Source organism: Pseudomonas citri (assembly GCF_025336485.1).
Classification (GTDB): Bacteria; Pseudomonadota; Gammaproteobacteria; order Pseudomonadales; family Pseudomonadaceae; genus Aquipseudomonas; species Aquipseudomonas citri.
On the sequence record NZ_JAODAB010000007.1, the window covers coordinates 194,050 to 216,369 of the forward strand.

Here is a 22,320-nt window from a genome sequence, read left to right on the forward strand (position 1 = left end):
GGTCATGCCGACCCACCTGCTCCAGCCCCAGCAGGTCTTGCCAGATCTGCGCGAGCGTGGTTTCGATCTCGCCTTGCGGGGCCTCGTAGCCACGGGAAATGACGGCGTCCTGATCCGGGGCTGGGAGAGCCTTGCGGTCGAGTTTGCCGTTGGGAGTCAGCGGCAAGGCGTCGAGGCTGACATAAGCCACCGGCACCATGTATTCCGGTAGCCGTGCTTGCAGATGGCTGCGCAGGGTTTCGATGTCCACCGCTGCTGATTGGGTGAAATAGGCGACCAGACGTTTGTCACCCGGCACGTCTTCCCGAGCCAGGACCACCGTTTCCTTGATTGCCTCGTGCTGGGCAAGCTTGGCTTCGATCTCGCCCAGTTCAATGCGGAAACCACGAATTTTTACCTGGTCATCGTTACGGCCCAGGTACTCGATGTTGCCATCTGGCAGGTAGCGGCCGAGGTCGCCGGTCTTGTACATCCGAGCATCTTGAACGCCGCTGAAGGGATCCTTGAGGAAGCGTTCGGCAGTCAGGTCATCGCGATTGAGGTAACCACGGGCAACACCCGCCCCACCGATGTAGATTTCCCCGGGAACACCCAGCGGCACCGGTTGCTGGTGTTCATCCAGCAAGTAGAACTGGGTGTTCGCCACTGGCTTACCGATGTGCGCCGCAAAACCCTCCTCGCGGGCCATCGACACCCAACTCGAATAGGTCGTGGTTTCCGAGGGACCATAGAGGTTGCACAAGCGCTTGACTGAGGTCTGTTCGAACAGCGCTTCCACCAGGCTGCGCTTGAGCGCTTCGCCGGCCACGTTGACCGTATCGACGCCCTCGCCCAAGCCACCGGACTCCAGCAGCGCCTTGAGCGCCGAAGGTACGGTGTTGATCAAGCTGATGTCGTGCTCGCCCTGTTGCAGTTCCAACACATTAGTGACCACTTCGATGCTGCCGCCGCAGGTCAGCGGCGCGAAGCATTCATAGACCGCCAGGTCGAAGTTCAGCGATGTCGAGAACAGGGTTTTCGACAGGGTTTGCGCATCGAACGAACAGTGCGCCCAGGTCAGGAAGTTCACCGTGTTGCGGTGTTCGATCATCACGCCTTTCGGCAGACCGGTAGAGCCGGAGGTGTAGATCACATAGGCCAGGTGCGCAGACGTCAGCCCCGGCACCTGCGGATTCGGCGCCGCTTCGTCCTGCCAGACGCCCTTGTCCAGATCGATCACCGGCACCGTCGTGTCGCCCAGCAGGCTGCGCGTGGCGGCCTGTACCAGGACGGCCGCCGGTGCGCTGTCTTCGAGCATGTAGGCAATGCGTTCGGCCGGATAACCCGGATCCAGCGGCACATAACCGCCGCCAGCCTTGAGGATCGCCAGCAAGCCCACCACCATGTCGAGGCCGCGCTCGACACAGATCGCCACCCGCGAATCCGGTCGCACACCCTGCTTGCACAGGTGGTGCGCCAGGCGGTTGGCGAGGCCATTGAGCTGGCGATAATTGAGTTGTTCCCGGCCATGACGCACCGCCACCGCATCCGGCGTGCGCTGCACCTGGGCCTCGAAGAGCCCGTGAATGGTTTGCTCCGCCGGGTATTGGGCAGCGCTGGCATTGAAGGTCACCAGCAGTTGCTCGCGCTCGGCCGCCGGCAGTACCGGCAAGCGATACAGAGCTGTCTGCGGCGCTTGTTCCAGGGCCGTCACCAGCCCCTCCAGCGCGGCATGCATGTAGGCGCAAACCCGCTGTGCACCGACTTGCGGCGTAACCAGCGCCGTCAGGTTGAAACCCTCGCCCAGGTCATCCACGTTCAAGGTCAGCGGGTAGTTGGTGCGCTCCTCGCCACCCAGTACCTGGATTCCCTTCCACGCCGACGACGCCTGGCTCGACGCCGTCGCATCGGTATGACGGTAGTTGAGCAAGGCACTGAACAATGGCATCGGTGCCGGCACACCGCTGCAACGTTGGGCCAGCGCCAGGGAGGCATGCTCATGACCGAGCAACGCCGTCAGCCGCGCATGGGTGGCCTTCACGCCCGCACGGGCAGCGGTTTGCCCCAGATTCACCCGCAACGGCAAGGTATTGATGAACATACCCAGCGCGCGGTCGGCCCCTTCGCCGCCCTGCATCCGGCCCATCAACACGGTGCCGAACACCACGTCCTCACGGCCCGAGACCCGACCCAGCACCTGCGCCCAGGCCAGGTGCACCAGGCTCGCCGCGCTAACGCCCAACTGACGGGCCTGCACCCGCAGTCGATGGGCCAGCGCGGCATCGACGCCTTGCTGCCGCTCTTCGACAGCGCTGCCGTCACCCTGAACATCCAACAGGCCGAACGGCAACGTCGGTTCATCCACATCGGCGAGCATTTCCCGGAAGAACGCTTCATGTTCCGGCTGGCTCACGCCCAAGCGGGCCTGGGCCACATAGTTGCGGTACGGCATCGCCGCGTCCAGGCGATCCGCCTGGCCCGACAGGTGAGCCTGCATTTCGTACTGCACCACTTCCAGCGCGGTATGGTCCAGGACCATATGATGGAACAGCAACATCGCCAGCCAGCGGTCGTGGGCGGCGTCGTGGGCATGGACCAGGCTCAGCATCGGTGCCTGGGTAATGTCCAGGCGATGGTGCCGGGAGTCGAAACGCTCATATAGCTGCGCCGCGACATCGCCTGCGGCCGGGTCCAACACGACCTCTTCCGGTGTCAACCGGGCTTCACGCCACACCACTTGCAGGGGTTGTTCAAGCCCCTCCCAAAGCATCGAAGTCCTCAAGATGTCATGGCGATCGACGACCTGTTGCAAAGCCTGGGCGAAATCCTCGAAGCGCCCACGGTTGTCGAAGGCAAACTGGGCCTGGAGCACATAGGGATCACCCTCTTCGGCCGACAGGTGATGGTAGAGAATGCCTTCCTGCAACGGCGCCAGCGGGTAGATGTCCTGCACATTGCGCGCGCCGCCCGGTATTTGCGCCACGATGCGATCGATGGCGTCCTGGGTCAGCGCGGCCAACGGCAGCATGGCCGGGGTGATGTGCTCGCAACCCGGGACAATCAGGTTGGCCGGGACGGTTATTTCATGACGGTTGCCAACGGCGCAGGCCAATGCCGCCAGGGTCGGCTGGCCGAACAGCACACGCACGTCGGCACCCAGGCCGGCCTGGCGCATGCGTTCGACCAGGCTCACGGCCAGCAGCGAATGGCCGCCCAGTTCAAAGAAGTGGTCATGCCGACCGACCTGTTCCAGGCCCAGCAGGTCTTGCCAGATCTGCGCCAGGGTCGTTTCGATCTCGCCTTGCGGGGCCTCATAGCCACGGGAAATGACGGCGTCCTGATCCGGCGCCGGCAACGCCTTGCGGTCGAGTTTGCCGTTGGGGGTCAGCGGCAAGGCGTCGAGGCTGACATAAGCCACCGGCACCATGTAGTCCGGCAGCCGTGCTTGCAGATGGCTGCGCAGGGTTTCGATGTCGACCGTGTGGTGTTCGGTGAAATACGCCACCAGGCGCTTGTCCCCCGGCACGTCTTCCCGGGCCTGCACCACGGCTTCTTTCACCGCCTCGTGCTGGGCAAGCTTGGCTTCGATCTCGCCCAGTTCGATACGGAAGCCACGGATCTTCACCTGGTCATCGTTACGGCCCAGGTATTCGATGTTGCCGTCCGGCAGGTAGCGACCCAGGTCGCCGGTCTTGTACATCCGCGCATTTGCGGCGCTGCTGAACGGATCGTCGAGGAAGCGTTCGGCGGTCAGGTCATCGCGATTCAGATAGCCCCGCGCGACACCCGCGCCGCCGATGTAGATCTCACCGGGAACACCCAGCGGCACCGGTTGCTTGTGTTCATCCAGCAAGTAGAACTGGGTGTTCGCCACTGGTTTGCCAATGTGCGCGGCAAACCCATCTTCACGAGCCATGGATACCCAGCTGGAATACGTCGTGGTCTCCGACGGGCCGTAAAGGTTGCACAAGCGCTTGACTGAAGTCTGTTCGAACAGCGCTTCCACCAGGCTACGCTTGAGGGCTTCGCCGGCCACGTTGACCGTATCGACACCCTCGCCCAAGCCACCGGATTCCAACAACGCCTTGAGCGCCGATGGTACGGTGTTGATCAAGGTGATGTCGTGCTCGCCTTGTTGCAGTTCCAGCACATTAGTGACCACGTCGATGCTGCCGCCGCAGGTCAGCGGTGCGAAGCATTCGTAAACCGCCAGGTCGAAGTTCAACGAGGTCGAGAACAGGGTTTTCGACAGGGTCGCCGCATCGAACGAACGGTGCGCCCAGGTCAGGAAGTTCACCGTGTTGCGGTGTTCGATCATCACGCCTTTTGGCAGACCGGTGGAACCGGAGGTGTAGATCACGTAGGCCAGATGGGACGAGGTCAGTTCAGGCACCTGCGGATTCTGGACGGATTTGTCCTGCCAGAGCCCACTGTCCAGATCAATCACCGGCATCGACGCACCGGCCAACAAACCAAGGGTCGCCGCCTGCGCCAGCACCACCGTCGGCGTGCTGTCTTCGAGCATGTAGGCAATGCGCTCGGCCGGGTAACCCGGATCCAGCGGCACATAACCGCCGCCCGCCTTGAGGATCGCCAGCAAGCCCACGACCATGTCGAGGCCGCGCTCGACACAGATTGCCACCCGCGCATCCGGTTGTACGCCCTGTCCACGCAGGTAATGCGCCAGGCGGTTGGCTCGTTCGTTCAGTTCGCGATAACCCATACGCTGCGCGCCATGGATCACTGCCACGGCGTCTGGCGTACGCTGCACCTGCTCCTCGAACAACCCATGAATCGTCTGCTGCTGCGGATATTCGGCTTCACTGGCATTGAACGCCACCAACAGTTGCTCACGCTCCACCGCCGGCAGGATCGACAAACCGGACAGCGCCGATTCAGGCGCACGCTCCAACGCAACGGCCAGGCTCGCCAGTGCCGCTTCCATGTAGGCAGCAACCCGTTGCGCACCGACTCCGCAGGCAGCTTGAACGGTCAGGCTGAAACCGTCGCCCAGGTCGTCCACCGACAACGCCAATGGATAGTTGGTGCGCTCCTCGCTGCCCAGTTTCTCGATACCTGGCCAGGTCGAAGATGTTTGCTCGACAGGCTCCGCCAGTGAGTGACGGTAATTGAGCAAGGCGCTGAACAAAGGCGTGGGTGCGACCACACCGCTGCAACGCTGGGCCAACGCCAGGGAGGCGTGCTCGTGGCCCAACAATCCGCTCAGCCGCGCATGAGTCGCCAGCACGCCCGCCTTGACACCTAGCCTCCCCACGCTGACGCGCAGCGGCAAGGTATTGATGAACATGCCCAACGCGCGGTCGGCCCCTTCGCCGCCCTGCATCCGCCCCATCAACACCGTGCCGAACACCACGTCATCGCGGCTCGAAACACGCCCCAGCACCAGCGCCCACGCCAGGTGATGCAAGGCCGCCGCACTGACGCCCAACTGGCGGGCCTGGGTGCGCAGACGGCGACTCAGGCCGGGGTTGATCACTTGCGTGGCTTGCTCGATGCGGCTGCCATCGCCGCGTACGTCCTGCAAGCCGAACGGCAGCGTCGGCTCGTCCACCTCGCCGAGCATGTCGTGGAAGAACGCTTCGTGTTCTGCACGACTGACCCCCAGGCGCGCCTGGGCCACGTAGTTGCGGTACGGCACCGCCTCGCCCAGCTGATCCGTTTGCCCTTGCAGATGGGCCTGCATCTCGTGCCGCACCACTTCCAGCGCCGTATGGTCGAGCGCCATGTGATGGAACAACAGGGTCGCGACCCAACGCCCATTGACGGCATCGTGCGCAAAGCGGATGCACATCAACGGCGCCTGGCGGATATCCAGGCGGTGGTGCCGGGCATCGAAGCGGGCCTTCAGTTGGTCGACGACGTCACCGTCCCCGGCGCACAGAAGTACTTCTTCCACGCCCAGCAACGCCTTGCGCCAGACCACCTGCACCGGCTCGTCCAGCCCTTCCCAGGCCATCGACGTGCGCAAGATGTCATGGCGGTCGATCACGCCCTGCAGCGCGTGGGTGAACTCGGTGAGGCGTTCGCGGCTGTCGAAGGCAAACTGGGCCTGTAGCACATAAGGATCACCCTGTTCGGCCGACAGGTGATGGTAGAGAATGCCTTCCTGCAACGGCGCCAGCGGGTAGATGTCCTGCACATTGAGCGCGCCGCCCGGTATTTGCGCCACGATGCGATCGATGGCGTCCTGGGTCAGCGTGGCCAGCGGCAGCATGGCCGGGGTGATGTATTCGCAACCCGGGGCGATCAGGTTGGACGGGACCCTTACCGAATGAACGCTGTCGTTGTCGACGGCAGCGGCCAGAGCCGCCAGGGTCGGCTGGCCGAACAGCACGCGCACGTCGGCACTCAGCCCGGCCTGGCGCATGCGTTCGATCAGGCTCACGGCCAGCAGGGAATGACCGCCCAGTTCGAAGAAATGGTCATGGCGACCGACCTGTTCCAGACCCAGCAGGTCTTGCCAGATCTGCGCCAGGGTCGTTTCGACCTCGCCTTGCGGGGCCTCGTAGCCACGGGAGATGACCGCAGCCTGATCCGGGGCCGGCAGCGCCTTGCGGTCGAGTTTACCGTTGGGAGTCAGCGGCAAGGCGTCGAGGCTGACATAAGCCACCGGCACCATGTATTCCGGCAGCCGTGCTTGCAGATGTGCGCGCAGGGTTTCGATGTCCACCGCTGCTGATTGGGTGAAATAGGCGACCAGACGTTTGTCGCCCGGCACGTCCTCGCGGGCCAGGACCACGGCTTCCTTCACCGCCTCGTGCTGGGCAAGCTTGGCTTCGATCTCCCCCAGTTCGATGCGGAAACCGCGGATCTTCACCTGGTCGTCGTTACGGCCCAGGTATTCGATGTTGCCGTCCGCCAGGTAGCGGCCCAGGTCGCCGGTCTTGTACATCCGGGCGTTTGGCGTACTGCTGAACGGATCGCCCAGGAAACGTTCAGTGGTGAGGTCATCGCGATTCAGATAGCCGCGCGCGACACCCGCGCCGCCGATGTAGATTTCACCCGGAACGCCCAGCGGCACCGGTTGTTTGTGCTCATCCAGCAAGTAGAACTGGGTGTTTGCGACAGGCTTACCGATATGCGCCGCAAACCCGTCTTCGCGGGCCATGGATACCCAACTCGAATAGGTCGTGGTTTCCGAAGGGCCGTAAAGGTTGCACAACCGCTTGACCTGGGTTTGCTCGAACAAGCTTTCCACCAGACTGCGCTTGAGCGCTTCACCGGCCACGTTGACCGTATCGACGCCCTCACTCAACCCACCGGATTCCAGCAACGCCTTGAGCGCCGACGGCACGGTGTTGATCAAGCTGATGTCGTGCTCGCCCTGTTGCAGTTCCAGCACATTGGTGACCACTTCGATGCTGCCGCCGCAGGTCAGCGGCGCGAAGCACTCGTAAACTGCCAGGTCGAAGTTCAGCGAGGTCGAGAACAGGGTTTTCGACAGGGTCGCCGCATCGAACGAACGGTGCGCCCAGGCCAGGAAGTTCACCGTGTTGCGGTGTTCGATCATCACGCCTTTCGGCAAACCGGTGGAACCGGAGGTGTAGATCACATAGGCCAGATGGGACGAGGTCAGTTCAGGCACCTGCGGATTCAGGACGGATTTGTCCTGCCAGAGCCCACTGTCCAGATCGATGACCGGCATCGACGTCCCGGCCAGCAAACCAAGGGTCGCCGCCTGCGCCAGCACCACCGCCGGCGTGCTGTCTTCAAGCATGTAGGCAATGCGTTCGGCCGGATAACCCGGGTCCAGTGGCACATAACCGCCGCCAGCTTTGAGGATCGCCAGCAAGCCCACCACCATGTCGAGGCCGCGCTCGACGCAGATCGCTACCCGAGAATCCGGTTGTACGCCCTGCTCGCGCAGGTAATGCGCCAGGCGGTTGGCTCGTTCGTTCAGTTCGCGATAGCTCAGGCGTTGTTCACCGTGCACCACCGCCACAACGTCTGGCGTGCGCGCCACTTGCGCCTCGAACAACCCATGAATTGTCTCTTGCTGCGGGTAGTTGGCCTGGGTCGCGTTGAAATCACGCAGCAGTTGCCAGCGTTCGTATTCACAGAGGATTTCCAGCTCGTTGACGGACGAATCCGGCGCGAACTCCAGGGCATCCACCAGGCTCGCCAAAGCCGTCTGCATATACGCACCGACCTGCCGGGCATCGACCGCACCCGCCGTCTGGACGCTCAACAGGAACCCTTCGCCCTGGTCATCCACCGACAGCATGCAGGGGTAGTTGGTGCGCTCCATGACCTCCAACACCTGCGCCCCCGCCCAACGGTCGACGCTGTCGCCCTCCTGGAGCGGGCTGTGGCGATAGTTGAGCAATGCGCTGAACAGCGGCAACGAGGCCGGCACACCGCTGCAACGCTGGGCCAGTGCCAGTGAAGCGTGCTCGTGACCCAGCAACGCCGTCAGCCGGGCGTGGGTCGCCTTGACCCCGCTGCGCACATCCTGCCCACCCACATCCACCCGCAGCGGCAAGGTATTGATGAACATGCCCAGGGCACGGTCCGCGCCCTCGCCGCTCTGCATACGGCCCAGCAACACCGTACCGAAGACCACGTCCTCACGTCCGGACAAACGCCCCAACACCCGTGCCCACGCCAGGTGATGCAAGGCCGCGGCACTCACGCCCAACTGCCGCGCCTGCCACCGCAGCCGCCGGCACAGCTGTGCATCGAGGTGCAGCTTGACCTCCTCGATCCCCCGGCCATCGCCCTGCACTTCCCGCAGGCCGAACGGCAGCGTGGGTTCCTCGACATCGCCCAGCATGTCGCGGAAGAAACGCTCATGTTGCGCGTGGCTCATCCCCAACAGGCTCTGGGCCACGTAATTGCGATAAGGCATGGCGGTGCCCAGGCGTTCGTCTTCACCGTCCAGGAACGCCAGCATCTCGTCGTGCATCACATCCAGCGCCGTATGGTCCAGGGCGATGTGATGGAACAACAGGACCGCGACCCAGCGCTGATGAAGGCTGTCCCAGGCACACGCCAGGCGCATCAACGGCGCCTTGCCAAGGTCCAGGCGAGCGTGTCGAGGGTCGAACAGCCCTTGCAACTGCATGGCGATATCGCCCTCGGCCGGATCCAGCGCCTGTTCTTCCAGGAGCAGCCCGACACGGCGCAGGACCACCTGCAACGGCACGTCGAAGCCTTCCCACAAGATGGCCGTGCGCAGGATATCGTGCCGTTCGATGACAGCCTGCAAGGCCGCCACGAACCCTTCGAGTCGAGCGCGGCTGTCCAGGGCGAAGGTGGCTTGCAGCAAGTAGGGATCGCCCGCTTGCGCGGCGATATGGTGATAGAGGATCCCTTCTTGCAGCGGTGCCAGGGGGTAGATGTCCTGCACATTGCCCACGCCACCCGGTACGGCGGCCACGACGCGGTCGATGGTTTCCTGGTCCAGTGTGACCAGCGGCAGCATGGCCGGGGTGATGCGCTCGCAGCCGTCGACAATCCCATTGGCCGGCACCACCACGTCGGTGCGGCTGCCCACTGCGGCGGCCAGGGCGGCCAGGGTCGGTTGCCCGAACAGCACTCGCACGTCGGCGCTCAGGCCAGCCTGGCGCATGCGCTCGATCAGCTTGACCGCCAGCAGCGAATGCCCGCCCAGTTCGAAAAAGTGATCATGTCGCCCCACTTGCTCTAGGCCGAGGACGTCAGCCCACAACCGGGCCAGCGTAGTTTCCAGTTCACCCAGGGGCGCCTCATAGGCGCGGCTGGCAAAGGCATCCACCTCGGGCGCGGGCAGTGCCCGACGGTCGAGCTTGCCGTTGGGCGACAGCGGCAGTTTTTCCAGCCGCACGTAGGCGGCGGGCACCATGTAGTCCGGCACCAGTGCTTGCAGATGGGCGCGCAGTGCATCGGCGTCCGGTGCCGCGTCCCCTCCCTGGACAGTGAAATACGCCACCAGGCGCTTGTCGCCAGGCTGGTCTTCACGGGCTTGGCGGGCGACGACGGCCGCTTCTCTAACCCCGGCATGCTGGCAAAGCCTGGCTTCGATCTCACCCAGCTCGACCCGGAACCCACGAATCTTGATCTGGTCGTCGTTGCGCCCCAGGTATTCGATGCTGCCATCGGGCAGGTGTCGTCCCAAATCCCCGGTCTTGTACAAGCGCGCCTGTGCATCCGCCGCGAACGGATCGCGGATAAAACGCTCGGCGGTCAATTCGTCGCGGTTCAGGTAGCCACGGGCGACGCAGACGCCACCGATGTAGATCTCGCCGGCCACGCCACGCGGAACCGGTTGCAGGTGCTCGTCCAGCAGGTAGATCCGCGTATTCGCCACCGGTTGGCCGATGGCCGGCAGAGTCGGCCACGACGCCACATCGTCCGGCAGGGTCAATGCCGTGGTGACATGGGACTCGGTCGGTCCATAGTGGTTGTGCAGACGGCAGCCGTCCAGGCGCTCGAAGAACCCGCGGATCTGTGGCGTGATGCGCAGTTGCTCGCCGGCGGTGATGACGTCTCGCAGCGCACAAGCCAATGGTTCGCCTTCACCGTCACCCATCACCGCCTCGGCCAACGCCTGCAAGGCAATGCAAGGCAGGTAGAGGCGCTCGATACGTTGTTCGCGGATGTGCTGGAACAGGTGATGGAAATTCAAGCGCAGATCGGCGTGGATCAGCGACAACTCGCCGCCGGCACACAAGGTGCTGAAGATTTCCTGGAACGCCACGTCGAAGCCAAGGGCCGCGAACTGCAATGTACGCACAGCGTCCCGTGCCAGCGGCGCCGCCTGGGCGATTTGCCATTGCATCAGGTTGACCAGGGCGCGATGCGCCATGGCCACGCCCTTGGGCTGCCCGGTGGAGCCCGAGGTATAGATGACATAGGCGAGGTTGTCGGGACTCACGCCGCGCACGTCCGGGTTGGCCTGCGACTGATCGCTGATACCGGCGCCAGTGCGCTCGCCGGCATCCAGCAGCAGCGCCGGCACGTTCAACTGGGGGAAACGTTCCAACAGGCCGCGCTGGGTCAACAGTACCTTGGGCGCGCTGTCCTTGAGCATGTAGTCCAGGCGCTCGCTCGGATACGCTGGGTCCAGCGGCACGTAGGCAGCACCCGCCTTGAGGATACCCACGAGCCCGGCCACCATTTCCGGACCACGATCCACGCAGATCGCCACGCGGTCATCCGCAACGATGCCCTGCTCGATCAGGCGATGGGCAATCTGGTTGGCCAGGCGGTTCAGTTCGGCGTAGCTCAGGCGCTGGTCCTGGTAGGTCAACGCAACGGCTTCGGGCCGTGCCTGGGCGTGGGCTTCGAACAATTGATGGATCAACAAGCCTGCCGGGTAAGCCGTGTCGAAGGCGTTGAAGTCGTCAAGCAGTTGTCGACGTTCGCTGGCAGGCAGGACGTTCAAGCGCTGCAACGGCATGTCGACATCGTGATCGAGGGCATCGACCAGCGCTTCGAGCACGCTCTGCATGTAGCCGCACACCCGTTGCGCGCCGATGCCGGCCACCGCCTGGACCGTCAACCCGAAGCAATCCCCCAGGTCGTCCACCGACAACGACAGCGGATAGTTGGTGCGCTCTTCACCACCGAGGATCTGCGCCCCGGCCCAAGTGCGTGCCTGACCGGCATCCTTGGGCGCCTGCGCGGCGACGGCGGTCTGGCGGTAATTCATCAGCGCACTGAACAACGGTGCCGGCGCCGCCACGCCACTGCAACGCTGCGCCAGGGACAACGGCGCATGCTCATGCCCGAGCAGCGCGGCCAATCGCCCGTGAGTCGCTTTCAGCGCAGCAAGGACTCCCTGGTTACCGGCTTCGACGCGCAAGGGCAGCGTGTTGACGAACATGCCCAGGGCATGGCCGCCGTCCTGCCCGCTGTGCAGGCGCCCCATCAGCACAGTGCCGAAGACCACGTCCTGACGGCCGGACAAACGTCCTACCACCTGGCCCCAGGCCAAGTGGTGCAGGCTCGCCGTGCTCACCCCCAGGCGTCGGGCCTGGGCGCGCAAACGCTGGGCCAGTGGCGCGGCCAGCGGCAACGCGGCTTCCTCGATCCCGGTGCCGTCGCCCTGCACATCCTGCAGGCCAAACGGCAACGTCGGCTCGTCCACGTCCCCCAGCATCTCGCTGAAAAAGGCCTCATGTTGCCCGGCGTGGCTGCCCAGGCGGACCTGCGCGACATAGTTGCGGTAAGGCACCGACGGCGGCAACGCAGCCGACTGCCCTTGCTGGTGCGCCTCGATTTCCTTGCCCAGCATGCCAAGCGAAGTGGCGTCGTCGATCAGGTGATGGAACAGCAGCACCGCGACCCAGCTACCGTCAGCAGTGTCTTCGGCGAAGTGGATGCGCATCATCGGCGCCTGGCGCAGATCGATGCGGGTCTGGCGCGGATCGAAGCGCCCCTGCAACTGCCCGGCGACATCGCCCCCGGCCGTGTCCAGGACCAGTTCCTCGACCGCCAGCCGGGCTTCGCGCCAGACCACCTGGACCGGCTCGCCCAAGCCCTCCCACACCGCCGACGTGCGCAGGATGTCATGCCGGGCGATCACCGCCTGCAAAGCCTGCACGAACGCCTCCAGCTGCGGACGACTGCCGAAGCGCAACAGCGCTTGCAACAGGTATGGATCGCCCTGGGTGGTCGCGAGATGGTGATATAGGATGCCTTCCTGCAACGGCACCAGGCCGTAGATATCCTGCACGTTACCCACGCCCCCCGGAACGACGGCGACAATGCGCTCGATCTCCTCCTGGGTCAGCACCGCCAGGGGCAGCATGTCGGGGGTGATGCGCTCGGCGTGGAGAGGAATCCGGTTGGGCGGTACCGCTGTGGCACCGTCGGTGTCGGTAGCGGCCGCCAATGTCGCCAGCGTCGGCTGGCCGAACAGCACCCCCACGTCGACATTCAGGCCGACCTGGCGCATGCGCTCGATCAGCTTGACCGCCAACAAGGAATGACCGCCCAGCTCGAAGAAGCGATCCTGCCGGCCGATCTGCTCGACGCCGAGCAACTCGGCCCATAATCCGGCCAGGATAGTTTCCACTCCAGCCAGCGGGGCTTCGTAAGTATGCCGGGCAAAAGCCTGGGAATCGGGCGCCGGCAACGCCTTGCGGTCGAGTTTGCCGTTGGTGGTCAACGGGAACGCGTCCAGGACCACGAAGGCACTGGGCACCATGTATTCGGCCAGCGAACCCAGCAGATGGCCACGCAACTCGGCGGCGACCATTTCGGCGCCCTCTTCGCCAATCACGTAGGCCACCAGGCGCTTGTCTCCCGGTTCGTCTTCGCGAGGGATCACCACGGCGTCGCGCACCTGCGGGCAAGCCGCCAGTTTCGCCTCGATTTCACCCAGTTCGATACGGAAACCGCGAATCTTCACCTGTTCGTCATTTCGTCCCAGGTATTCGAGTTCGCCGTTGTGCAACCAGCGGCCAAGGTCGCCAGTGCGATACAGGCGCGCGCCCGGCGTGTCATCGAAGGGGTCGGCCAGGAAACGCGTGTCGTTAAGCTGCGGCCGGTTCAGGTAACCACGGGCCACGCCGGCGCCGCCGACATACAACTCGCCTTCCACCCCTGCCGGCACTGGTTGGCCGTATTTGTCCAGCAGGTACAGGCGCAGGTCCGGGATGCGCTTGCCGATGGGGCTGACCCCGACTCGTCGGGCATCCGCCGCGGACAATGCACGGTAGGTCACGTGCACGGTGGTTTCGGTGATGCCGTACATGTTCACCAGTTGCGTCCGGGCATTGAGCTCACGGGCGTACCACGGCTTGAGGATGCTGGTGTCCAGGGCTTCGCCGCCGAAGATCACCTGGCGCAGGCTGTGGCCCAGGTCGCTTTCGCCCTGGGCGGCAATCAACTGACGGAAAGCGCTGGGTGTCTGGTTGAGGACGGTCACCCCGGCCTCGCACAGCAGCGCGTAGCAGTCCTGCGGTGAGCGGCTGACCAGTTGTGGCACCACCAGCAGGCGGCCGCCATGAATCAACGCGCCCCAGATTTCCCAGACCGAGAAATCGAAGGCGAAGGAATGGAACAGCGCCCACACATCCTGCGGGCCGAAGTCGAACCAGGCCTGGGTGGCGGAGAACAGCCGCGCGACGTTGCGATGCTCCACCATCACGCCCTTGGGCAACCCGGTGGAGCCCGAGGTGTAGATCACGTAGGCCAAATGGTGCGGGGCCAGCGTACCGATGCCGGGGTTATGCCGCGGCTGTGTGTCGATGCCCGCTTCTGCGGGCTGGTCGAGCGCCAATACGGGCATGCCCGACGCCGGCAGCCGCGCTTGCAATGTCGATTGCGTGAGCAACGCCACGGGCGCGCTGTCCTCGAGCATGAATGCCAGGCGCTCCTGGGGATAGGCCGGGTCCAACGGCACGTAGCCGGCCCCGGACTTCAGGATGCCCAGCAGGCCGACGATCATGTCCAGGCCGCGCTCGACGCAGATCGCCACCCGATCATCCGGGAACACCCCCAAGGCCAGCAGGCGGTGGGCGACCTGATTCGCCCGGGCGTTGAGCTCGCCATAGGTCAGCGTCTGGTCTTCATACACCACCGCCACCGCGCCAGGCTGTTTGCTTGCCTGCGCTTCGAACAGACCCGGGAGGGTACGCTCCTGCTCATACACCTGGGCGTCGCTCGCGCTCCAGGCCTGGAGCTGGCGCGCTTCGGCCGGCGTCGGCAGGGTAAAACGCCGGACCGGCAACGAGTCATCGCGCAAGCCTTGCTCCAGCACATGCATGAAGCGATCGACCATCGCTTCGATTTCACCGGCCTGGAAATAGGCCTGGTTGTAGATCCAGTGCAGCCAGGCGTTGTCGTCGTTCGGATTGCTGCGCAGGTGGATGGCCAGCGGCATCTGTTCCTGGCCATTGGTGCACTTCACCGAATGGGCTGGGGCCTGTGCGAACCGGTACCGGTGGTCTTCCTGCTCGTAGGAAAACGACACGTCGAACAATTGTGCGCGGTTGTCGCGACGCAACCCCAGCGCCCCATTGATCTCGCTCAGGGGAAACCGTTGGTTGCGATAGTCCTGCTTGAGCGCGCGCGCCACCGCGCGGATCAACTCACCGAAAGACAGGTCATCGGCGAATTTCAAGCGCACGGCGCTGACCTGGGTGAACAAGCCAACGGTTTTCTTGAAGGCGGCGCTGGGGCGATTCAGGATCGGCAGGCCAACCACCAATTCTTCCCGCTGACCGCTACGCACGAAAAAGACATACACGGCCGCGAGCAGCACCGCGAAACGCGAGGCTTGATGCGCCTGCGCCAGCACGTCGATCCGCTCGTTCAATGCATGGGCGAAGGGCCACACGGCATGGGCACTGGGCGACAGTGCGTCGGCATGCTGGTCACGGTAGCGGGCGGTGAACAGGGGATCGGGAACGTCCTGGTACTTCTCCAGCCAATACGCTTCATCGATCTTGAAGCGAGGGGATTCACGATAACGGGCATCCTCCTGGATGAACTCGGCATAGGACGGTGCCGACACATCAGGCACCTGGTCATTTTCCAGGGCGTTGTAGAGCTCCGCGAGCGAATCCAGCATCAGGTTGATGCCCCACCCATCCATGATGATGTGGTGCAGGTGGACGACAAAATGGAACGACTGCTCGTTGAGTTTGACCAGGAAGAAGCGGAACAACGGGCTCTTGTCCAGCTCGAAGGCAACCGTCATCCCTTGCTGCATCCACGCCTGTGCCGAAACCTCCGGGTCGGGACGGTCGGAAAAATCGAGCACGGGAACCTGCACCGCCAGGCTGTCGACGAAGGTCTGCACGGGCACGCCGTCAGCCCCTCCTTCATGGTGCAGCAACGTGCGCAGGGCATCGTGCTTCTGGATCAGCAAGTCGATTGCCCGCTGGAAACGCACGGGATCGACCGCTCCCTTGATGTGCAGGTAGCCGACCATGTTGTACAGCGGCGAATCCCCTTTGCTCATCTGGTCCAGCCAGATGTCCCGCTGGGAGGCGGTCAGCGGATAGGTGGCCGACAGTTGCAGGGACTGATTCATACCTGCCCCTCCGATACCCGTACACCCACCCACGCCAGACCGGCGCCAGCCGTCCGGCTCGCGCCTGCATGACAGCGGTGGCTCGGCAGACCTGTTGCGACGACGTCATCCACACGTGCAAAGAAAAATGTCATAGGTTCCTTCTCAGAGATTCGTCAGTGCTGCCCGGGACAAACACAACAGGCACGCCTGGAGTTGATGCGGTCCGCGCAAACTGCCAGCGCCGGACGGTGTCGGGTGAATCAGCGGATTGCTCCGCCATGGCATCGCCATCCCACGCAGGACTCGTCCCCGTCGGTTGTGCTGGATGCCAGGCGTTGTTCAGAAAAGTGTTCAGGTATCGTCACAACAACATCGCAAGCCGGATGCAATCGTCGACATGGGCATCAGGCTCGCTTGTCGCGCAGGGTGCAGTTGACATCGGAAACGATGTGCCCGTCGGCCAACTTGATGATGCGGTCGGCCAGTTGGAAGTACTGGTCATCATGGGTAATGATCAGCACGGTCTTGCCGCGACGCTTGAGGTCGGGCAGCAGCTCCTCGTAGAAGAATTTCTTGAACGGTGGGTCCTGGTCGGCAGCCCATTCGTCGAGCACGTAGACCGGCCGGTCCTCCATGTAGGCACACACCAGCGCCAGTCGCTTCTGCTGGCCGTAGGACAGGGCCTTGGTGGTCGAATAGCCGAGCCCTTCGATCTTGATCTTGTCGGACAGCCCGAGGGTTTCCAGGTACTTGCTCGCCAGCGCCGGGTTGCCGTCCTCTTCATCGGGACCGATGAGGCGGTTGAACAGCTGGAAGTCCGAGAACACCGCGGAAAACAGATCGCGATAATCGCTGCGGCTTTCATCGGTGATGGCGACCCCATCGAGCAGCACTTCGCCGTCCTGCGGGATGTAGAGACCGCACAGTACCTTGGCCAGGGTGCTTTTGCCGCAACCGTTGCCACCGACGATGTAGATCAGCTCACCCGATTGCACCGTCAGGTCGATTGGCCCGAGGGAGAAACCGGTAGCGGCATGCAGGTCCTGGTAATGCATCCGTACACCTTTCAATTCGATGCTGTTCCAGGTCCTCTTGTGCTCGAGCAGATGCACTTTCGGCGCTTCGATCGCAGCGGGTTCGGGGTGCGGATCGTTGATCGCAAAGCCGAATTCCGCGAGGCGGGTGCAAGCAACCCGGCCTGCCGCCAGCACCGGCATCGCCCCCACCAACAGCGAAAGCGGTCCCATGATATAGAGCACAGCCAGCACACTGGCGGTCATCACCTTGGGTTCGACGGCACTGACCAGCGGCGCGGCGAACAGCAGGCAACCGATCAGCAACGACAAGGTAAACTGACCGACGTTGTCGGCCGCGGTGTACCACAGGCGCTCGACGAAGTTGTAGCGCGCCACCCGGGTCGATGACGCCTCGATGGCGGAACGTCCGAACCAGCGACGACGGATACCGTTGAGCTTCAACTCCTTGAGACCGAACACCAGGGCGTGGGTGTATTCGTTGAACGCGGTGTACTCATCCCGTACCCGACGGGTGGACCTTACGCCGCTGGCGAAGAAGAACAGGTACAAGACCACTCCCAGGACCATCAGCGACACGGTCAAGGCCAGAACCACCCACGACAGGTAAGCCAGGTAGGCGATACCGAACAAGAAGACGGTCATCTCCACCAGCACCGTGGGCATGACGATCAGCGTGGTGTTCAGTTGCGGGATGTCGTTGGTCAGCATGGTCAGCACGTTGGGCGGACCGCGTCGGTCCACCTCTTCCAGCGGCGTGGCGAGGATCTTGCGACACAGCGCGATGCGCAACCGGGTCATGATCCGCATGCTGGCGTAGGCCGGGAACAGCGCCGCGCCGTTGCGCAGGATCAGCGCCGTGGCACTGAGCCCGACAAACCAGAACAAGGCCTGCATATGATCGCCATCACCATGGATAGCCTGGTTGATCACGCTCACCACCGCAATGGATGCGACCCCGCTGATGACACCACAAATCAAGGTGAAAAAAGTCAACCAGGGATGGTTGCGCCACAGCAGGCGCATGACCGAACCCGGCTTGGGCTTCTTCTCTTTCTGGTCTTTCATGGGTAGCTATCCTCGAATGGATTCGCGATTTGGCTTATGCCGGCTGCCAGACGTCACCCCTGGCGGTCATCTCGCCCATGGCGACGACGATCAGGCGCGGCTCCTCGTAGGGATCCCGTGCGTGGGCCGCCAACATGTTGTCGAGCATCACCACGTCGCCCTTGCGCCAGGCGAACCTGACCGCACAGGCCTCGTAGGCTTCGCCGAGCAGCGCCATGACGTCATCCTCGATCGGCGTGCCGTCGCCATAACTGACCATGCGCGGCAAACGATCGGCGCCGAACATGTCGAGCAGGTCTTCGCGCATTTCTTCGCCGAGGCAGAACGGGTGGTGCAGTTGCACCTGGTTGAAGAAGGCGCGCTCACCGGTCAGCGGATGCCGGATCACTGCCGGGCAGAGGGTGCGCACTTGCAGGGTGTCGTCGTCCAGCCATTCGAAATCGGTACCCTGTTCCCGGCATCGCCGCTCGACGACCGCGCGGTCGGTGGTGCCGAAGAACGACTCCCAACCCGGCTCGACGCCCGCCGTGAAGGTGCGGCTGTACATCAGCCCTTTTTCTTCGAATCGCTCCACCACGTTGGAGGGCAGGCGTTGCAACACCTGACGGATGTCCGCCAGCGGTGTAGCGCCACCGACCCGCGACGGCTGTTCGCAGTAAAACCACTGCTTGCGCGGCCAGCTTTCCAGGTGCGAACTCTCGTTGTGGTACAGGATCATTTCCCGTTCGGGATAAGGGGTGGAGCGATAGACGTTGCGCCCTCCCTCCTTCTTCGGCAGGTCTCCATAACTGCCATGCAGGCCCGGTGACAAGGCCTCGGCGAACGCTTCGAAGGCCGGCACCGAGGCCAGGTCGAAACCGCGAAACAACACCGCGCCGTGACGGCATAGCAACGCCTCGATCGCCTCGCGATGGATGCCGGCCCAGTGCGCGGGATCGAGGCCGGACTCGATCGGCTCGATCATCACCGGCAGGCTCAACCCCTCGGCCAGCAACGACAGCCTGACCGATGCATCGCCGTCATGACCGGGCCAGACAAGCGAATCCGCCAGGGTGTCATCGGTCATGACAGGCGAAGCGTTAGTTTGCAGACTCATGAAGTGCTCCTGTACCCCAGGTCCTCGGACCCGATGTTCATACGGGGCAAGACCAATGCGCCCCACTGTCGGGCAAGGATAAAAACACTGTTGCGAGGGGATGTCTGGCACCGCAAACAGGGACAGAGCCCACAGCTGCCTTTGCGCAGAGAGGTTGCCCGCCGTTTTGTCCCCATTTCCCGCGACAGACGCCGGCACGGACTCGGTGCTGAAATGCGCCAGCTGCGAATCGCACAGGTACCGCAAACTATCCCGTGGGCCGCAGTCACGTCTCGAGTGCAACGGTTTTCGCGTACGCGCAAAAGCGCTGCGCCTGGCAATTAACAGGAGCGTTAGTCATGCCGATCAAGAACCCTGGCGGATCGATCAATCCCACGCCAGCCCCTCTCAAGCCCGGTGCATTGCTGCATGAATTATTCATCGCCCGGGCCCGGGAATTTCCCGAGCGAACCGCCGTTTCCGACGCCACCCGCTCACTGAGCTATGCGCAGCTGGACGCAGCCTCCTCGCAGTTGGCGGCCCGTCTTCGCCAGGAGGGCGTCAAGGACGGCATGCTGGTGGGGATGTACCTGCCCCGCGGCGTCGACCTGGTGATCAGCCTGCTGGGCATCCTCAAGGCCGGTGGCGCCTATGTCCCGGTCGATCCGCAATACCCCGGCAAGCGCGTCGAGCACATCGTGCGCGACAGCGGCCTGAGCCTGATGATCGGCGAACGCGGCGATCTGCCGCCAAGCGCGTCCGTGCGCGTACTGCCCCTGGCCGAGCTGCTGTCCGGCCCGGCGCTGGAACCGCTCACCGACCGTCGCAACCCCGACGACGCAGTGGCTTATGTCATTTACACCTCCGGCTCCACTGGCGAGCCCAAGGGCGTGCTGGTCGCGCACGCAAACGTCAGCCGCCTGCTGGACAGCACCCAGCGTTCGTATGGCTTCAACGAGAACGACGTCTGGTCGATGTTCCATTCCATCGGTTTCGACTTCTCGGTCTGGGAAATCTGGGGCGCCCTGGCCCACGGTGGTCACGTTGCCGTGGTCCCTTACGATGTGTCGCGCTCACCCGGCGCCATGCGCCAATGGCTCGCCGACCAGGGCGTGACGGTCCTGAGCCAGACGCCTTCGGCTTTCCGTGGCCTCGATGAAGCCGACCGTTCGGCCAGCGCGCCGCTGGCGCTGCGCTACGTGGTGTTTGGCGGCGAAGCATTGCCGGCCACCGTGTTGCGCCCTTGGGTCGAACGTCATGGCGACCAGAAACCGGCCCTGATCAACATGTATGGCATCACCGAAGCCACCGTGCACACCACCTTCAAGCGCGTGCTCGGCCAGGACCTGGAAAGCGCCGCCATGGTGTCGATCGGCGCCCCACTGGACGGCTGGCGCCTGCACCTGCTCGATGCCGACCGGCAACCGGTCGCCCAGGGCAGTGCCGGTGAGCTGTACATCGAAGGGGCCGGCGTGGCGCTGGGCTACCTGAACCGCCCGGGCCTGAATGCAGAGCGCTTCGTCCAGTTGCCAGGCACCTCAAGCCGTGCCTATCGCACGGGCGACTTGCTGGTACTGGGGGATGACGGCGAATACCGCTATGCCGGTCGCTGCGATGAACAATTGAAGATCCGCGGTTTCCGCATCGAACCAGGAGAAGTCGAAGCCTGCCTGCAAACCAGCCCGGCCGTGGCGGCCGCCCATGTCACCGGTCACGATTACGGCGATGGCGACTGGCGCCTGGTCACCTACGTGGTGCCGACCCAGGGCGTGGACGCCTGGACTGAACAAACCCGCAACGAGGTCGCGGCGCTGGTGGCCGCCAACCTGCCGGACTACATGCGCCCTTCGGCCTACATTGCACTGGCGCAACTGCCGGTCACCGACCACGGCAAGATCGACAAGAAACGCCTGCCCTCGCCCGAATCCGTTGAAACCACCGTGCAACACACGGCCGACAGCCTGACCGAGCACGAGCAGTTCGTCCTCAAGGTCTGGTCGCAGGACATCGGCTTGAAGAACATCGGCCTGAACGATGACTTCTTCGATTTCGGTGGCACGTCGCTGGCCCTGATCCGCTCGCTGAGCACCCTCAAGGCCCATTACCAGATCCACCTGGACCCTGGCGCACTGGCCTGCGGCGCGACCGCCAAAATACTGGCCGAGAGCATCCAGCGCTCCCTTGTCCAAGCCCATTGACCGAAAAGGAAAGAGCCATGAGCAAGAAATTCGCCTTGACCGCGGAAGAACGCGCGTCTTTTGAGAAAAACGGCTTCATCGGACCATTCGACGCCTATTCGCCGGAAGAAATGAAAGAGGCCTGGAAACGCACGCGCCTGCGCCTGCTCGACCGCAGCGCCGCGGCGTACCAGGACCTGGACGCGATCTCCGCCGGCACCAACATCGCCAACTACGATCGCCATCTGGACGACGACTTCCTCGCCAGCCACATCTGCCGGCCGCAGATCTGCGACCGCGTCGAAAGCATCCTCGGCCCGGACGTGCTGTGCTGGCGCACCGAGTTTTTCCCCAAGTACCCAGGCGATGAGGGCACCGACTGGCACCAGGCCGACACCTTCGCCAACGCCTCCGGCAAACCGCAGATCCTCTGGCCGGACAACGAAGACTTCGGTGGCACCATCACCGTCTGGACCGCCTTCACCGACGCCAACATCGCCAATGGCTGCCTGCAGTTCATTCCCGGCACCCAGAACAGCATGAACTACGACGAAACCAAACGCATGGCCTACGACCCCGAAGCCAACAACAGCGCGGTGGTCAAGGACGGCGTGCGCCGCGGCTTCTTCGGCTACGACTATCGCCAGTTGCAGATCGACGAGAACTTCAAGCCTGACGAATCCGCCGCCGTGCCGATGCAGATGAAAGCCGGGCAGTTCATCATTTTCTGGTCGACCCTGATGCACGCTTCCTACCCTCACAGTGGCGAATCCCAGGACATGCGCATGGGCTTTGCCTCGCGCTATGTGCCCTCCTTCGTGAAGATCTACCCGGACTCCGAACACATCGAGGAATACGGCGGTCGCATCAGCCTTGAAAAATACGGCGCGGTCCAGGTGATCGGGGACAAGACCCCGGAATACAACCGCCTTGTCACCCACACCACCCGAGGCAAGAAATTCGAAGCGGTCTGATTCTTTTTTTTGTGCCATATGACAGTTGGCATGCGCAACGTGC

At 63.6% G+C, this 22,320-nt stretch carries 5 protein-coding genes (1 of these 5 only partly in view); 2 read left to right on the forward strand and 3 right to left on the reverse strand.

Annotation, left to right across the window (positions count from 1 at the left end; translation table 11 throughout):
- From N4Q37_RS11175 to N4Q37_RS11185, 3 genes are all read right to left on the reverse strand, one after another.
- Window positions 1-15,967, reverse strand: the 5' portion of a protein-coding gene (locus N4Q37_RS11175; RefSeq protein WP_260957916.1) for a non-ribosomal peptide synthase/polyketide synthase. The gene continues 13,097 nt to the left of window position 1, outside the view; 15,967 of the gene's 29,064 nt are visible here — the first part of the coding sequence; its start codon is at window positions 15,965-15,967; its stop codon lies beyond the left edge, outside the window.
- A 386-nt stretch (window positions 15,968-16,353) separates the two neighbouring features.
- Complete coding sequence (locus tag N4Q37_RS11180) at window positions 16,354-18,051, reverse strand: cyclic peptide export ABC transporter (RefSeq protein ID WP_260957918.1); 1,698 nt, start codon at window positions 18,049-18,051, stop codon at window positions 16,354-16,356.
- Between the two features lie 34 nt (window positions 18,052-18,085).
- Window positions 18,086-19,147, reverse strand: coding sequence for a TauD/TfdA family dioxygenase (locus N4Q37_RS11185; protein WP_260957920.1), 1,062 nt, complete (start codon window positions 19,145-19,147; stop codon window positions 18,086-18,088).
- A 338-nt stretch (window positions 19,148-19,485) separates the two neighbouring features.
- Between N4Q37_RS11185 and syrB1 the strand changes: the two genes are divergently transcribed.
- Together syrB1 and syrB2 are read left to right on the forward strand one after the other, a co-directional pair.
- Window positions 19,486-21,324 (forward strand): syringomycin E biosynthesis L-threonine--[L-threonyl-carrier protein] ligase SyrB1, encoded by a 1,839-nt coding sequence (syrB1, locus tag N4Q37_RS11190; protein WP_260957922.1) that lies wholly within the window; start codon window positions 19,486-19,488, stop codon window positions 21,322-21,324.
- Between the two features lie 17 nt (window positions 21,325-21,341).
- On the forward strand, window positions 21,342-22,277 hold the full coding sequence (gene syrB2 / locus N4Q37_RS11195) for a syringomycin E biosynthesis L-threonyl-[L-threonyl-carrier protein] 4-chlorinase SyrB2 (protein WP_260957924.1): 936 nt from the start codon (window positions 21,342-21,344) through the stop codon (window positions 22,275-22,277).
- Window positions 22,278-22,320: the final 43 nt, after the last annotated feature.

Bases quoted from the DNA above. Each gene is read 5' to 3' on its own strand.
- N4Q37_RS11180 (WP_260957918.1), bottom strand. From the start codon at position 18,051: ATGAAAGACCAGAAAGAGAAGAAGCCCAAGCCGGGTTCGGTCATGCGC.
- N4Q37_RS11185 (WP_260957920.1), bottom strand. From the start codon at position 19,147: ATGAGTCTGCAAACTAACGCTTCGCCTGTCATGACCGATGACACCCTG.
- syrB1 (WP_260957922.1), top strand. From the start codon at position 19,486: ATGCCGATCAAGAACCCTGGCGGATCGATCAATCCCACGCCAGCCCCT.
- syrB2 (WP_260957924.1), top strand. From the start codon at position 21,342: ATGAGCAAGAAATTCGCCTTGACCGCGGAAGAACGCGCGTCTTTTGAG.